The following is a 15,253-nucleotide window of genomic DNA, read 5'->3' on the forward strand; positions in this document are numbered from 1 at the left end:
GTCGGGGTGATCGGTTTGAGGGTGGGCGCCCTCCCCGCCCGAGCTTGTGCTACATACGTTCCCCTGATGCCAGAATCTCCCGCCCCCTCTCCGACTCCCAAGATCTCCGACCTCGCCCGCGTCGATCGCGATCCCGGGGCCCCCGACTACCGTGACGGCCTCAACCCCGAGCAGCGCGCCGCCGTCGAGGCCACCGAGGGGCCCGTCCTCGTCCTGGCCGGGGCCGGCACCGGCAAGACGCGCGTGCTGACCACCCGCCTGGCCCACATCCTGGCCACCGGCCGCGCCAAGCCGTGGGAACTGCTGGCCGTCACCTTCACCAACAAGGCGGCCCGCGAGATGCGCGAGCGCATCGCCGCCATCATCGGCCCCAGCGCCGAGGGCCTGCGCTGGCTGGGCACCTTCCACAGCGTCGCCGCCCAGATCCTGCGCCGCCACGCCGACCTGGTGGGCCTGAAATCCAGCTACACCATCCTCGACACCGACGATCAGGAACGGCTGATCAAACAGGTCATCGAGGCCGCCGACCTCGACCCCAAGCGCTGGACGCCCAAGGCCCTGGCCGGCCTGATCGACCACTGGAAGAACCGCGGCTGGACCCCGGACAACCTGCCCCCGGCCGAAGGCTCACACTTCGCCAACGGCAAGGGCGAGACCCTCTATGCCGCCTACCAGGCCCGCCTGCGCACGCTCAACGCCTGCGACTTCGGTGATCTGCTGCTCCACAACATCACCATCTTCCAGAAGCACCCGGACATCCTCGCCGACTACCACGCCCGCTTCCGCTACATCCTCGTCGACGAGTACCAGGACACCAACGTCGCCCAGTACCTGTGGCTCAGACTGCTCGGCCAGGCCCGCCAGAACGTCTGCTGCGTCGGCGACGACGACCAGTCGATCTACGGCTGGCGCGGGGCCGAGGTCGACAACATCCTGCGCTTCGAGCGCGACTTCCCGGGCGCCCAGGTCATCCGCCTGGAGCGCAACTACCGCTCGACCAGCCACATCCTGGCCGCCGCCAGCGGCCTGATCGCCGCCAACAAGGGCCGGCTGGGCAAGACCTTGTGGACCGACGCCGACGGCGGCGACAAGGTCACCGTGCGCGGCGTCTGGGACGGCGAGGCCGAAAGCCGCCTGATCGGCGAGGAAATCGAGCGCTGGAAGAAAACCGGCCGCCGCTACAAGGACGTCGCCATCCTGGTCCGCGCCTCCTTCCAGATGCGCGCCTTCGAAGAGCGTTTCGTCATGCTGCAGATCCCCTACAAGGTGATCGGCGGCCCCCGCTTCTTCGAGCGGGCCGAGATCCGCGACGCCCACGCCTACCTGCGCCTGATCCAGTCGCCCGACGACGACCTGGCCTTCGAGCGCATCGTCAACGTGCCCAAGCGCGGCATCGGCGACACCAGCGTCCAGAAGATCCTCACCCTCGCCCGCCACCACGGCGTCAGCGCCATCGACGCCTCCCGGGGCCTGGTCAACACCGACGAACTGGTCGGCAAGACCCGCACCGCCCTGGCGACCTTCGTCCGCGACATCGACCGCTGGACCGCCCAGCTGCAATCGGGCCAGACCGACCACGTCCGCCTGACCGAGACCATCCTGGAGGAGAGCGGCTACACCGACGCCCTGCGCCTCGACAAAGGCCCGACCAGCCAGACCCGGCTGGAGAACCTCAAGGAGCTGGTCCAGTCGATGGGCCAGTTCGAGGCCCTCGGCGACTATCTCGAGCACGTCTCCCTGGTCATGGACCTCGACCGCGGCGGCGGCGACGACAGCGTCCAGATCATGACCCTGCACAGCGCCAAGGGCCTGGAGTTCCCCCTGGTCTTCCTGCCCGGCTGGGAGGAAGGCGTCTTCCCCAGCCAGCGCAGCCTTGACGAGAAGGGTGAGAAGGGCCTGGAGGAGGAGCGGCGCCTGGCCTACGTCGGCATCACCCGGGCCCGCGAACAGGCCCGCATCAGCTTCGCCGCCAACCGCCAGGTCTACGGCCGCTGGACCAGCCAGCTCCCCAGCCGCTTCGTCGACGAACTGCCGCCGGATACCGTCGATGCGGCGTCGGAGACGGGTTACTACGGCGGCGGCCCCGGCATGAGCCAGCCCACCACCAGCCGCTGGGACGCCGACCACACGTTTGGGCAGGGCTACAGCTCGCCGGGGTGGAAGCGCGCGCAAGCCAGAAGCTACCAGGGCAGCCACCCCGGCCGCCAGCAGGTCATCGAAGGCGAAGGCCGCCTGGTGGCGGTGTCGGCCCCCGAGAAGGAGAGCGCCTACGCGCGGGGGGACAGGGTGTTCCACATCAAGTTCGGCTACGGCGCGGTGGTGGCCGTGGAGGGGAACAAGCTGACGGTGGCGTTCGAGCAGGCGGGCGAGAAGAAGGTGATCGACAGTTTTGTGGAGCGGGGGTGAGGTTCCGGACACTGCGACATGCGTCCGGACGGCCAAACAACGCGGCCAAGTGCCAAGAGGCATCTAACGACTGACTTGGTTCCGCGTGGAAACCGGCGCTCCAACCCCACTTACGTCCAAGAGCTCCACGCTAAGTATGCAATGCTGCTCGTCGAGCGCGGCCCCAAAGAAAGCGCAAGGCACAGAAGCTGAAGTTATATACGTAATTCTTGCCGTCGCAAGACGGCCAGTGAATGCATTGGCCACCGGGTCCCACTCTTTGTACAGAACCACATCTCCAACTTGAAACCGACGGTCGTCGGCGCGCCGTAGATCATGGCGCTTCTCGCCTCGTATGAGCGGCTCAAAGAACGCGGGCCAAGATTTGACTTCGTGGTTCGGAGAGTTGCTTTGCATATTCAGACTTCCATCGCGCGTTCGCGCACGGTTGAAGACGACGCGCGGCGACGAAGATCGGCCGGCATATAGTCACTAAGGAACGCAAGAAGCTCTTGTCGAAACAGCCTCCAGGCTTGGATCGTCGGAGACTGCAGGTTCTCAGCCTCCATTGCTCCCTCGCCATGGAAATAGGCCGCTACTAGGTGCCAATTGAGGGATGCGCCGTAAGCCAACATGCCTCTCCCTGCCTCCTCGAGAAGCAAATTCTCGCCGCTGTATTTGTGGAGAATGTCATAAGCAACTGCCGCATGCACCTCAGCCGCAGACGAGGCGTCGGAGCGCTCGATAAGAATATCAAAAATATCAGATATTATGCCCCGAAGAGCCGGGTCTGCGGCGTCCGAACTACCTATGCCCTCTAGCAACCCCAACAGGAGTTCCGGCGGATATGAAGATAATCCAGAGACAACCTCCGGAAGATGACTCAAAGCTTGAACGGCAAACCGGTACGCAACCTGCTGCCTCAACACAAAGGGCGAATTGTCAGCACACGACTGGATAATGGCAACAACTTCATTGGCAGCGTCTATTACACTCCTAAGGCCCTGTGCGACTTCCCATCCAATGCAATCACCTAACCATAGTGCGAGCGATGCCTGTTGCAGAGCGGAGTAGCCGCCGTCAGCTATAGCCAGTCGGGCGACGGACAATGTGGCTTGAGGTAGCGCCCACACCGATCGGAAACTCTGCCGGAGGCTACGAAGAATGCCTTGATTATCCAATAGCGACACGGTCAGAACAGCAAGCAACGTCAGCTTCCTCGACCGTGCCTGAAGAACCTCCTTGGCAAGAATGAGTTCTGAAAATCCGCCCAGAGATTTAAAAAAATCTCCGTCCTGCTCTAAGACATCAGCTCGGCCAAGAAGTATAGATACCGCCTCATCCAACCCACATAACGTATACGGATTCAGGGATCCCTCTACGGCTCCATAAATTCGACGTAGATCGAATTTACCGACCAAGCCTGTCCCGGCCCAATCCAGCGCGTCTAGGCAGATAATCAAGACGAACAAACCGAGTGCTAACCTCGATTCGTCCGTGTCGCCTTGGTCTATGTGATTATAGATTCGCTCTTCAAGAAATGCGCTCGACGGTGCGCCGGTGACCAAAAACTCATATATGCTCTGCGGGACACGGGGAGCTACGGTATTCCCAATCACTGGGAATGGCATCGAGAGGTTCAACTCAAATCTTATCGAAGTCGCGACAACCTCTTCCATTACATCTGCACACCGCGCATTTCCGTAGAAGATTGTAGTTATATTTCTTTCCACAGATGACGAATCTGCAATATTCTTGTACTGATCTAAATCCGCCTCAGAAATCATCGGGCAAATCAAAATATTTCCGCGGTACTCGTCCGTTACAGACTCGCGCGCCGACAACGCCTCATAAGGTGTGATTCCTTTTGCACAAAATACGACCCGCCAATAACGTTGCGGGTTGTCGAAGATCAATGATCTTGCAACATTGAGCGCCGCGAAGAAACCGTCGCAAAAATGCTCCCCACCAACTCCTGTGGTTTGTGTTCTAACCACAAATGCGGCCGCTGGCACAACTTTCGTTGTCGACAAGAGGTAATCTTCGTACGCAATACCTTCATCTCTTGCCGAAATTGCGATGCGGGTGGGATTCAACACCCCTAGTCGACCGGACCAGACCTCTGGAGGACCGCGCTCAAAGGCACCATCCCACCAATGCGGTTTCAGGACTAAATCCTCCAAAACCGCGTCCAGAAGACCTCGATCTTGCTGGGCGTTAAGGTCACGGGCTCGCCAAAGATCTAGATTTTCAGGAGCGATCAGTCTGCGCTTTACTTCCTCCCAAGTTCCACCACGCGCGGCACCAGGCTTCACTTCGATTATATCAAAACTGGTGTTCAGGTAGGCTCGAACGTTGCGTACCAGTTGCGGCCGACGCCCCCATTGGAGAAGCGGCGGTACCGGCCCAGCTACGACTGGGAGGGCTAGCATGGCCAACGGCGATCCGGCCTTCGCGACCTTGACGACAAGCTGCTGGGAATCAACCTGTACTTTTACGAGTTGATGCGCGGCCCAGTGAAGCCAAGACTGGCGAGCAGAGCCAAGTTCAGTCGGTCGTTCATCTAGCTCCCACTCGTCCGGCGGACGCACAAACCGGCCTTCGCCCATGTCTGCGAGGTCACAAAGACAAAGGACGGTCGCAGCGGTCATGGCGGTTGGGCCGATATCGTTCGACCAAAGATCGCCCCAATAGTCGACCAGCGAAATTTCCCCCTCCAGTCCCTCGATGCCCGACGCAAAGCTGTAGTTGCAGATCGATGCATCGCTTAGCCAGATTGAAGACGGATCGCCGTGAGTCTGGCATATTCGCGCAAGCAGTATGGCAATCAGATAGGGAGTTTCATCCGGCCAATCCTCGCTCATCTGAGATTGCCAGAATGCCGTCCAATTCGCCGTTGAGCTCGAACCGCCCGATTTTAGCGGTTTGATGAGGGTCCTCTCAATATACTGTAGAGACCTCACGTCATGGCCACGGCGCTGCTGTTGACTGTATCTCAAGTTTCGATCGCCGAGAGGCGAAACATCGTTTCGGACGCCCATTCCAATGTCGTGAAGGACAAAGGAGCAGTAAACAAGGAGTAGACATCCCACGGTGCCCAATGGGCTTTCCTCGGGGATACTACTCTTCCAAGTCTTCATTAAATTGAGCGCAAATTTTCCGAGCCTAAGGTGGTGTTCAGGACCATGCCCTGCAAACATCACTGTCTGTTGATCTGCCTGGACCGCCGTCGAATACGCGGCATCGACGATGTCCTGAAAGGCATCAATAGCGACGTTTTTATAAGGGAGGCTTGGGCCGTCGTCGCAAAATAACTCGACGGCTTCCCGAAAGGCCCCTACGAGCGCGATTCCTGCGCTACTTCTTTCCACCATTTACTTAACCAAGCATCAAATCTAGGCGGCCAAGTCGCGAGTCATGTTCAAGTTCGAATTGAGACTGAAGATCGGCTACGGACTGCCCTTTTTTCTCGGCTTCGGCCTCGAACAACTCTTTCAGCCGGAAATTGCGGAACTCGACCCCCGGGCAAATCACTTCCAACAGCGGCGCTATTTCCGCCTCTTGTCCCTCAGCCTCCATCAGACACCCAATGATCGGCCACTCATCGAACGTAACTTGAATCCCATTTCGCCTAAATACTGACCGAGTTTTCGGTATCCGAAATAATTCCGGATAGCCCAGCGCCTCTAGTAATTGACGAATTGGATCGACCTGGTTCTCGGCAAGAGGGACATTTATTTCTATGCGCCGACTGAAAGTTTCATCGCCTTGAAAGTGACCCTTGTAGGTCAACTCGGCTTTTCCGCCTTCACTTCGAATACGGATTTTCTGTCCTGAACGGAACAAAGATCCATCCGGCAAGTCGAGCATCGTATCGATTTGTTCAACCGACGGTTCTTCAACGAAGCCGATGGCCACCAAGCGTGACTGAATCACCTCTCGATCTTGAACAACGGCTCGGGTTTCAATTTCTTGGCCCATCGGTTCAACCCTCCCACACCGGCGGAGAATGTCGCGTAAATAGCGCAACGTCTAGCCACTCGCTGTGGACGAATTTTGATGCAAAGGTCGCTGTAGTCCCTACTCCACCACCTCCTGTATCCGCCGCACCATCTTCAACACCGTCGCCCGCGGCATGAACCGCGTCAGCCACGCCGTCCGCGCGTTGCCCTTGCCCGTGATCACCACCGGCCGGTTGCGCTTCCAGCCCTCGTAGCCGGCCCGGGCCACCGGTTCGCTGCCCATCACCTCCGCCGTCTTGCCCAGGCGCGTCCTCCCCGTCCCCGCCCGCGCCCGGAACTCGCTCTTGGTCGCCCCCGGGCACAGGCAGCTGACCCGCACCCCCGAGTCCCGCGCCTCTTCCCAGAGCGCCTCGGAGAGCGACAGCACGAAGGCCTTGGAGGCGTAGTACATGGCCATGAACGGCCCCGGCACGAAGGCCGCCATCGAGGCGACGTTGAGCACCCCGCCCCGCCCCCGCGCCAGCATCCCCGGCCAGTAGATGTGGGTCAGCTCGGCCAGGGCCCGGTCGTTGAGGTCGATCATCCCCAGCTGGTCGGCCCTGTTGGATCCCGCGAACCGCACGACCGCCGCCGCCCCATAACGAACATTGTTCGGTCATTGTCGCGCCGCTTCGACTGCATTAGCCTCATCGTTGAAAGTCGATAGACACCCGCACACCGTGTCTCGGCTTCAAAAGGGGGAAAGCAATGTCCGATCAATCCAAACTGCTGCTGGCCGCCGACAAGGCGCTCAAGCTCGCCGACGACCTGGCCCTGCTGAAGGCCCTGGCCGAAACGGTCAAACACTGGGACGAGCTGCGCAAGAAGATCACCGGCGCCACCACCGCCGAAGCCCTGCTGACCCAGATCATCACCGACCTGAACAGCGCCGAGGTCAAGGCGGCGTTCGAGGCGCTGAGCCTGGGCGACACCTACGGCGACCTGAAGGCCTTCCTCGGCAAGCTCGGCGACGCCGCCGGCCAGATTCCGGACAAGTACAAGGCGCTGCTCAATCCCCTCGACCATTTCGCCCCGGGCGACAGCAAGGCCGTGGTCGACTGGTCGATCACCCGCTCCGACAAACTGCCGACCGACAGCGACCAGTATTCCCTGACGCTGGGGGCCACTGCCCGCGTCGGCTTCAACGCCGCCGCCAAATGGCCGGGCGGCGATCCGGCCCCCGCCAAGCTGCTGAAGATCGGGGCCAGCGGCGAGGTCTCGGCCGGCGCCAAGGTCAAGGTTCCCTACAGCTTCGGCAGCGTCGCCGGCGGCGCCTCGGGCACGGCGACCGCCGCCCTCGACTACTATTTCAACGCCCCCAACACCCTCTACGCCCTGGCCGTGGCCGAGCGGCTGAACGACCTGGTCAATCCCTTCGACCTCGACGCGCTGTGGGACGGCTTCGACGACCAGAAGGCGGCGCTGGAAGGGATCGTGGTCGGCTTCGGCGGCGCGGCCAACGCCAATTTCGAGGTCCTGTTCGGCGACTCCCAGACCCTGGGGGCCGGGGTCAAGGCCGACTTCGGCTTCAAGGTCGCCGTCACCGCAAGCCTCAAGAGCACCTACGCCCTGACCCTGCGGCGGGCCAAGGCGGCCGACGGGGCCCGGCTCATCCATGCCGCCCTGACCCGCGACAAGGTCGAGGAATCCAAGGTCACCGCCGGCCTGACCCTGGCGGTCGATGTTGCCGCCCTGACCAAGCCGGTGGTCGCCGCGATCAAGACCGCCGTCGGCCGCTGGGACGCGGCGCTGGAACCCATAAAGCCCCTCCTCAGCCCGGGGACCTGGCTTCGCCAGAAATTCCTGACCGAACTGGAAGAGGCGCTCAAACCGCTGGTCGAGAACGAGTCCCTGCGGGCCGCCATCCTCGCCGACGCCAACGGCGCGGTCGGGGTGGGCGACGTCGCCAACGCCGAAGTCGTCAAATGGCTGGCCGACCAGGTGACCACCGCAATCGACAAGGCCTCCGTCCTGGCCAACGGCAAGGCTGGCACGGCCATCGACCGGGTCATGGCCGAACTGGCCGCCGCCCTGCCGCTGCTGACGCCCCTTCTGGCCGAGGCCGGCATCGATCCGAAACTGAAACTGACCACGGTCGTCGCCGAACAGATCGCCAAGGTCGAGAAAGAGCTGAAGGACGCCCTCGACAAGCTGTTCGCCGACCCCAGCCAGGACGTCGCCGCCGCGCTGAAGCGGGCCGGGGCGGCGGTCGAGGGGGCGGTGACCAACGCCGACAACGCCCTCAAACCCGTCCGCGACCTGATCACCAAGTCCGACAAGCTGTTCCACGACATCCTGGCCAAGGCCGAGGAGGCCGCCAAGCAGAAGGTCACGGCCCGGGTCTATGCCGAGGAAACCCGGCTGGCCAAGGACGTGCTGGAAATCGCCGGCGACTTCAGCGCCGTCACCAGAGACTCCCGGGCGGTGTTCGAGGACCTGACGCGCGGTCGCCTGCAGCCGCTGGTCAAGCTGCTCGAACGCCCGGACGAGATCGACGGCTTCAAGCTGCAACGCGACAAGTCGAGCCTGAAGCGCTTCAGCTCGATCAAGAGCGGCGAAGGCTTCGAGATCGCCTTCCTCAACTTCGCCAACCTGTCCTACGCCAAGCTGATCAGCGCCGACACCTCCGTGCAGGTCGATGGCCTGGGCAACGTCAGGGTCGACCTGCACGGCAAGCTGGTCAAGAATCTGACCTTCCTGACCAAGGAGCGCTCGGCCAGCTTTGTCGAGGCGAGTTCCATCGTCCTGGCGGCGGCGGCGGGCCATGTTCCGGCGACCGCCGTCCCGGTCCTGGAGATCGGCGTCGGCGCCAGCTATGCGGACAAGAAGCTCGACTGGTCTGAGGTCAAGGACTTCATCGAAAGCCTGACGGCGGCCAAGCTGCTGTCCAACGACGCGCTTGAGGAGGCCAAGACGGTCTTCAAGCGCTGGCGAACCGCCGCCGGCGGCAAGATCGACGGCGACGTCTCGGCCAAGCTCCGCCTGACCGGCGACAGCATCAAGACCCTGCTTCAGCTTCAAAGCCGCAAGGACGGGGCCCTCAACCTGGCGGCCAGGAAGCACATCGCCAAGGTTGGCGTGGCCGCGCTGGACGAGGCCGACGCCATCGAGAACAAGCGGTTCCTGGACGGCGCCGAGAAGGTCCTTTCCCTCACGCCCGGCCCCAAGACTGTCCCGATCGAGGATGCGGTCGTCGTTCGGATCCCGCTGCTGGCGCCCGTCAACGAAGCGCCGCCGCCCGGAAAGATTCCAACCATCTTCAACACGCCGCCGGTCTATCTCGGCGGCGGCGACGGGCAGCGGAACTATGTCTACTTCCTGGCCCAGGCCTTCGGCCTCAGCCAGCTCATCACCCTGATCGACACCATGGGGGACATCTATGAGTCGGTGCCGGCCGCCTTTGGCGAGACCAGCTGGACGAAGGACCAGTACGAGGACGCCCAGCAGGTGATCCTGTCGGCCAGCGACTTCTGGATCAACATCGCCGACGACCTGACCAGCCTGTTCAAGGGCGATGTCGGCAGCCACACAGCGGCCTTGATGCGGGTCCTCGCCGACCTTGCGAAACTGCCCCGGCCTGGCGGCGTGACCCTGACCCTGACCAACCGGTCCACCGGCGGGCCGCCGGAGATCGTCGTGATCAAGTAGGGTGAGGCGCGGAAGCAGGGACGCACGCCACCGTCTCGCATGCGGTGCGTCCCTGCTTCCATCAGCCCCAGACCGCCCCCGTCGCCAGGCCCCAGGCGAACAGCGCCGCCGCCGCCGTCCCAAGCCCGCTTCGCACCGCGTGCAACCTGCCCCATTGCCGGAGCAGCTGGCGGCTCACCGGTCCCGCCTCGGCCTCCGCCATGGCCATCAGCCGCTTGTTGACCGGCATGATGACCAGCATCGTGAAGGGCCAGTTGGCCAGCAGGACCAGACCGCCGGCCAGCAGCCGCCAGTCCCTCAAGCCATACCAGGCGACCAGGCCGGCAAGCCCGCCGAGCACGGCCAGCCCCGCCTGGATCGGCAGGGCCCGCTTGTAGCTGGGTTGCCACTGGGCCAGCAGGGGCCCGTCGGCCAGGGTCAGGCGGGCGGGCTGCTCCACCAGGGTGATGTACAGGGCCGCGCCCGCGAACAGGGTGGCGAGAACGAGGGCGGCGACGGACAGGATGATCATGGCTTTCTCCTCTGGGCGAGGAGGCGCAGGACACGAGCCTGGCGCCTCCCCGATGGAACTCGGGTTGACGCCGTGGCTGGGAAGAACCCGTTGCAAACGGGCGCAGGAGCTACCGACCTGCTACTCTATTTCCGGCCTGCCCAGGGTGACCGTTTGGCCGGCGAAGATCAAGGGTCCCGCAGTTTATGGGACCGCCCGCGATGGCGGGCCCGTCGGGCTCGCGCCTCAGCCGCTGAACGACTCCGTCTCGGCCGCGTAGATGCAGGTCATCGCCTTGCGCCGTTCGGCGCTCCGGGCCTTGGCGTCGCCGAACAGGGCCGCCTTCAGGTCGATCTGGACGGTCCCCGAGCCGGGCGCCTTGGCGTTCCGGCCGCTGCCGAAGCAGGTCCAGGTCGAGACCCCCGGCTTCACCGGCCGGGCCACGATCACCACCGGCCGGGCCCGGTCATCGACCGGCCGGGCCGACACCCGCTGGTGGACACAGGCCGCCAGGTCGGGCGCGGTCAGGCAGCCGCCGGCCTCGGACTTCGACAGGTCCGAGGGCGCCCGGAAGAAGGCGTTGGCGGTGGTCATCGCCTCGAGCAGCGCCCGGCTGGTCGCCTCGGTCTCCTCGTCGGGAGCCACGACCAGCAGCTTGTAGCTGGGCGGCATCATCGCCCCCGCCGCACCCGGCAGGGTCAGGGCCAGAGCCAACGCCAATCCGATCCGCTTCATGCCCACGCCCCCGATACCGACCGGCAATCTGCCACAGCCGCCGGCCGGCGCAACCTGGCCCAGGCCTCGGAAAATGGCCCGAAAGACGTTGCTGGAGGCGACCAAATCGTCCTCCGGAGAATATGTCTAGACATATTCAGGGCCCTTTTGGACCGCCGGCCGACCTCTCCGCGAGCCCGTTGGTCAGCCCGGGCACGGGCCGACCAACCGTTGGCAACACCGGACCTACGGCGCACCCACGCCGAGGCCACCCGGCGCCGACACCCGACCAACCCGCTAACCTACGCAATTTCAATGACTTGCCGACCTACAGGGTCGCCATTCGGGGTATAATGGAGGCCGCTTCGATAAGCTGGCCTACTGCAGGTGCCCCGAGAACGGATAGACCGCCGCCCGCCAGCCCGCGCCACGCTCGAACGGCTTCCACGCCCCCTCGGCCTGGGCCAGCCGGTCGGCGACGGCGAACAGCACCGCCGGGTTGACCCCCAGGCCGCAGTGGCTGCCCAGCACCTCGATGTTGTCGGTCGTCGGGGCGGCCCGCTCGATGCAGTTGCGCCAGGAGACCACCCCGTCGCCCTTGCTGAAGATGGCGGTCGAGGGCACCGGCGGCGGCTCGCGGCTGGCGGCGATCCGCGCCTGCATCTTGGCGTCGGAGAGCTTCTCGCCGGTGATGTGCTGGTAGATCTTGACCACGTTGGAGGCGGTCGGCTCGCCGGTGAAGGGCGAGCCCAGGGTGATCACCTGCCGCACCTTGTCGGGCGCCCGCTTGCTGAGCTCCCGGGCCATCACCCCGCCCAGGCTCCAGCCGATCAGGCTGACCTTGCGGCCGCTATCCTCGGCGATCCGCTCCAGCCGCTCCATCAGCCGCTCGCCGTTGCGGCCGATCGAATGGGGCCCGAGGTTGTTGCCAAGCTCCCAGGCATGGGGCTCGTAGCCCAGATCGCTCAGGTATCGCCGCAGCAGCTTGGTCGACAGGTCGCCGGCGATGAAGCCCGGCATGACCAGCACCGGATGGCCGTCGCCCTTGGGCGCGCGCTTCAGGAACGGCGCGGCGACCAGGAGGGTCGACATCTCGAAGGCGGCGCGATGCACCTCGGTCAGGGCCAGCAGTCTGGACGGGCGCTTGATCGGCGCATCGGCGGCGGCGGCAACGGTCATGAGATCTCCCGACTCCCCTGTTTTCGGGGATTTCCGCCCGACGGTAGGACGGGTTCCCTGCTCTTTGCAAATCTTCGGCCATGGACAGGGTTCCCCCAAGGCAACACAGTGAGGTCCAGGGATCATCGAACCGGCGTCAGACCGGTCGTGGGAGAGACAAAGCCTTGGAACAATTGAGCAGCCTCGACGCCTCCTTCCTGCATCTGGAGACGCCCGAGACGCCGATGCATGTCGGCAGTTTCCTGCTGCTCGAGCTGCCGCCCAAAAGCGAAGGGGGGGACTACGACGGCGATTTCTTCGAGGCCGTGCGGGCGATGATCATCAACCGCTCGCACATCTCCCGCGTCTTCCGCCACAAGCTGGCCCAGATGCCCTTCGACCTCGGCGACCCCGTCTGGATCGAGGACGACGACGTCGACTTCGACTTCCACATCCGCCGGGTCATCCTGCCCAAGCCCGGCACGATGGAGCAGCTGGAGACCCTGGTCGCCCGCCTGCATTCCACCCTGCTCGACCGCAGCCGGCCGCTGTGGGAGCTCTATGTCATCGAGGGGCTGGAGAGCGGCAACGTCGCCACCTACTTCCGCGGCCACCATGCCGCCGTCGACGGCAAGGCCGGGGCCGAGCTGGCCCAGGCCCTCTACGACACCACCCCAACCCCGCGCGTCTTCGAGACGCCCGACCGCTCGCGGGCCGGCCGCTACCAGCTGGGCGTCGCCGAGATGGTCGAGGCGGGCCTGACCAACGCCCTGCGCACCTATGTGAAGGTCGGCAAGTCCCTGCCCGGGGCGATCGGCGGCCTCGGAGCCCTGGGCAAGGAGTTGGTGGCCGGCGGCGACCTGAAGGGCAAGCTGAAGGCCCTCGTCCCGCCGCCGCGCACCCTGTTCAACGTCTCGGTCACCAACCAGCGGTCCTACACCGCCTTCACCCTGCCCCTGGCCGACGTCAAGGCGGCGGCGAAGTCCCGCGGCGGCACACTCAACGACGGGGTCCTGGCCATCTGCAGCTCGGCCCTGCGCGGCTTCCTGAGTGAGCGCGGCGCCCTGCCCGACAAGGCCATGGTCGCCGGGGTGCCGGTCAGCCTGCGCGAGGCCGGCGACGCCTCGGCCAACAATCAGGTCTCGGCCGTCACCATCAGCCTGGCCAGCGACCTCGCCGACCCCGCCGCCCGGCTGGACGCCATCATCGCCTCCGGCGAACAGTCCAAGAAGCTGCTGCGGGCCGGCAAGAAGCTGATCACCACCGACTTCCCGGTGCTGGGTTCGCCCTGGCTGATGAGCGGCCTGGCCACCTTCTACGGCCGCTCGGGGCTGGCCGACCGCGCCCCGCCGACGGCCAACGTCGCCGTCTCCAACGTGCCGGGGCCGCCCGTGCCGCTGTACCTGGCCGGGGCGCGGCTGCTGACCTTCTATCCGGTGTCTCTGCCCTATCACGGCATCGCCCTGAACATCACGGTGCAGAGCTATGCCGGCCAGCTCGACTTCGGCCTCACCGCCTGCCGCCGGGCCCTGTCGCACGCCGAGATCCGCGCGCTGGCGGGCCACTTCCACAGGGGGTTCGAGGAGCTGATCGGCCTGATCCCACCCAAGGCCGAGGCCCCGGCGGCCGAAAAGCCGCCGAAGGCCAAGGCGAAATCGAAGGCGAAGGTGAAAGCCTAGTAGATCTCGAACAGCCCGGCGCCGCCCTGGCCGCCGCCGATGCACATGGTCACCACGCCCCACTTGGCGCCGCGCCGCTTGCCTTCCTGCAGCAGATGGCCGGTGCAGCGCGCCCCGGTCATCCCGAACGGGTGGCCGATGGCGATGGAGCCGCCGTTGACGTTGTACTTCTCCGGGTCGATGCCCAGCCGGTCACGGCTGTACAGGCACTGGCTGGCGAAGGCCTCGTTCAGTTCCCACAGGTCGATGTCGTCGACCTTCAGCCCCTGGCGGGCCAGCAGGCGCGGCACGGCGAACACCGGGCCGATGCCCATCTCGTCCGGCTCGCAGCCGGCGGCCGCCCAGCTGACGAACCGACCCATCGGCTCCAGGCCACGCCGCTCGGCCTCCTTGGCCTCCATGACCACCACCGCGGCGGCGCCGTCCGACAGCTGGCTGGCGTTGCCGGCGGTGATGTACTTGCCGGGGCCCTTGACCGGCTGCAGCGAGGCCAGGCCTTCCAGCGTGGTGTCCGGCCGGTTGCACTCGTCGCGGTCGACCACGTAGTCGACGATGGACTCTTCCTTGGTGACCTTGTCGACCACCTTCATCCTGGTGGCCATCGGCACGATCTCGTCCTTGAACTTGCCCGCCTGCTGCGCCGCCGCCATGCGCCGCTGGGATTCGAGGCTGTATTCGTCCTGGTATTCCCGGGAGACGCCGTAGCGCTCGGCGACGATGTCGGCGGTGTCGATCATGGCCATATAGATGGCCGGGGCGATGTTGAGCAGTTCCGGGTCGTTGGCCGCCGCCCCGCCGGCGCCGCCGCCGGGAATGGAGATGCTCTCCACCCCGCCGGCCACGACGATCTCGCCGCCGTCGCCGCGGATGTGGTTGGCGGCCATGGCGATGGCCTGCAGCCCTGAGGAGCAGAAGCGGTTGATGGTCACCCCGGCCGTGGTCACTGGCATCCCGGCCAGCAGCGCCGCCAGCCGGCCGATGTTGGCCGCGCCATGGGCGTTGTTGCCGAGGTAGCAGTCCTCGATGTCCTTCGGATCGACCCCCGACTTGGCCACCGCATGCTTGATGGCGTGGGCCGCCAGGCTCATCGGCGGGGTGACATTGAAGCCGCCGCGACCCGCCTTGGCGAGACCGGTGCGGGCATAGGAGACGATGACGGCTTCACGCATGGATAGTCC

The 15,253-nt window shown here is 64.7% G+C and carries 11 protein-coding genes; 3 read left to right on the forward strand and 8 right to left on the reverse strand.

Annotated features, from left to right (window positions below; translation table 11 throughout):
• The first annotated feature begins 66 nt into the window (after positions 1-66).
• On the forward strand, positions 67-2,406 hold the full coding sequence (locus AC1RSK_RS06920; protein WP_492906765.1) for a UvrD-helicase domain-containing protein: 2,340 nt from the start codon (positions 67-69) through the stop codon (positions 2,404-2,406).
• A 63-nt stretch (positions 2,407-2,469) separates the two neighbouring features.
• Here AC1RSK_RS06920 and AC1RSK_RS06925 read toward each other — a convergent pair whose 3' ends face one another.
• The 4 genes from AC1RSK_RS06925 to AC1RSK_RS06940 form a co-directional block, all read right to left on the reverse strand.
• The gene (locus tag AC1RSK_RS06925; protein WP_492906766.1) at positions 2,470-2,802 is read right to left on the reverse strand and encodes a DUF3850 domain-containing protein; all 333 of its coding nucleotides are present in this window, start codon (positions 2,800-2,802) and stop codon (positions 2,470-2,472) included.
• 2 nt (positions 2,803-2,804) lie between these two features.
• On the reverse strand, positions 2,805-5,756 hold the full coding sequence (locus tag AC1RSK_RS06930) for a hypothetical protein (RefSeq protein ID WP_492906767.1): 2,952 nt from the start codon (positions 5,754-5,756) through the stop codon (positions 2,805-2,807).
• Between the two features lie 7 nt (positions 5,757-5,763).
• Entirely contained in the window at positions 5,764-6,366 is a 603-nt protein-coding gene (locus AC1RSK_RS06935) for a class IV adenylate cyclase (RefSeq protein ID WP_492906768.1), read from the reverse strand.
• A 99-nt stretch (positions 6,367-6,465) separates the two neighbouring features.
• A complete protein-coding gene (locus AC1RSK_RS06940; RefSeq protein WP_492906769.1) occupies positions 6,466-6,969 on the reverse strand; it encodes an SDR family NAD(P)-dependent oxidoreductase in 504 nt (167 codons plus the stop codon).
• A 125-nt stretch (positions 6,970-7,094) separates the two neighbouring features.
• On the opposite strand from AC1RSK_RS06940, the gene AC1RSK_RS06945 reads away from it, so the two are divergent.
• Positions 7,095-10,034, forward strand: a complete 2,940-nt coding sequence (locus AC1RSK_RS06945; RefSeq protein WP_492906770.1) for a hypothetical protein — start codon at positions 7,095-7,097, stop codon at positions 10,032-10,034.
• Between the two features lie 61 nt (positions 10,035-10,095).
• Here the strand turns inward: AC1RSK_RS06945 and AC1RSK_RS06950 are convergent, their stop codons facing one another.
• The 3 genes from AC1RSK_RS06950 to AC1RSK_RS06960 all read right to left on the reverse strand — a co-directional run bounded on the left by AC1RSK_RS06950 (position 10,096) and on the right by AC1RSK_RS06960 (position 12,417).
• Complete coding sequence (locus tag AC1RSK_RS06950; protein WP_492906771.1) at positions 10,096-10,545, reverse strand: anthrone oxygenase family protein; 450 nt, start codon at positions 10,543-10,545, stop codon at positions 10,096-10,098.
• 225 nt (positions 10,546-10,770) lie between these two features.
• Complete coding sequence (locus AC1RSK_RS06955; RefSeq protein ID WP_492906772.1) at positions 10,771-11,259, reverse strand: hypothetical protein; 489 nt, start codon at positions 11,257-11,259, stop codon at positions 10,771-10,773.
• Between the two features lie 357 nt (positions 11,260-11,616).
• On the reverse strand, positions 11,617-12,417 hold the full coding sequence (locus tag AC1RSK_RS06960) for an esterase/lipase family protein (protein WP_492906773.1): 801 nt from the start codon (positions 12,415-12,417) through the stop codon (positions 11,617-11,619).
• 164 nt (positions 12,418-12,581) lie between these two features.
• Between AC1RSK_RS06960 and AC1RSK_RS06965 the strand changes: the two genes are divergently transcribed.
• Positions 12,582-14,075 carry a WS/DGAT/MGAT family O-acyltransferase gene (locus AC1RSK_RS06965; protein WP_492906774.1) on the forward strand — a complete coding sequence of 498 codons (1,494 nt, stop codon included), beginning with the start codon at positions 12,582-12,584 and terminating at the stop codon, positions 14,073-14,075.
• Here AC1RSK_RS06965 and AC1RSK_RS06970 read toward each other — a convergent pair.
• Positions 14,072-15,244, reverse strand: coding sequence for an acetyl-CoA C-acyltransferase (locus AC1RSK_RS06970; RefSeq protein WP_492906775.1), 1,173 nt, complete (start codon positions 15,242-15,244; stop codon positions 14,072-14,074). The two genes, AC1RSK_RS06965 and AC1RSK_RS06970, sit on opposite strands and share 4 nt — an antisense overlap.
• Positions 15,245-15,253: the final 9 nt, after the last annotated feature.

Source organism: Caulobacter sp. GW821-FHT11A05 (genome assembly GCF_058809015.1).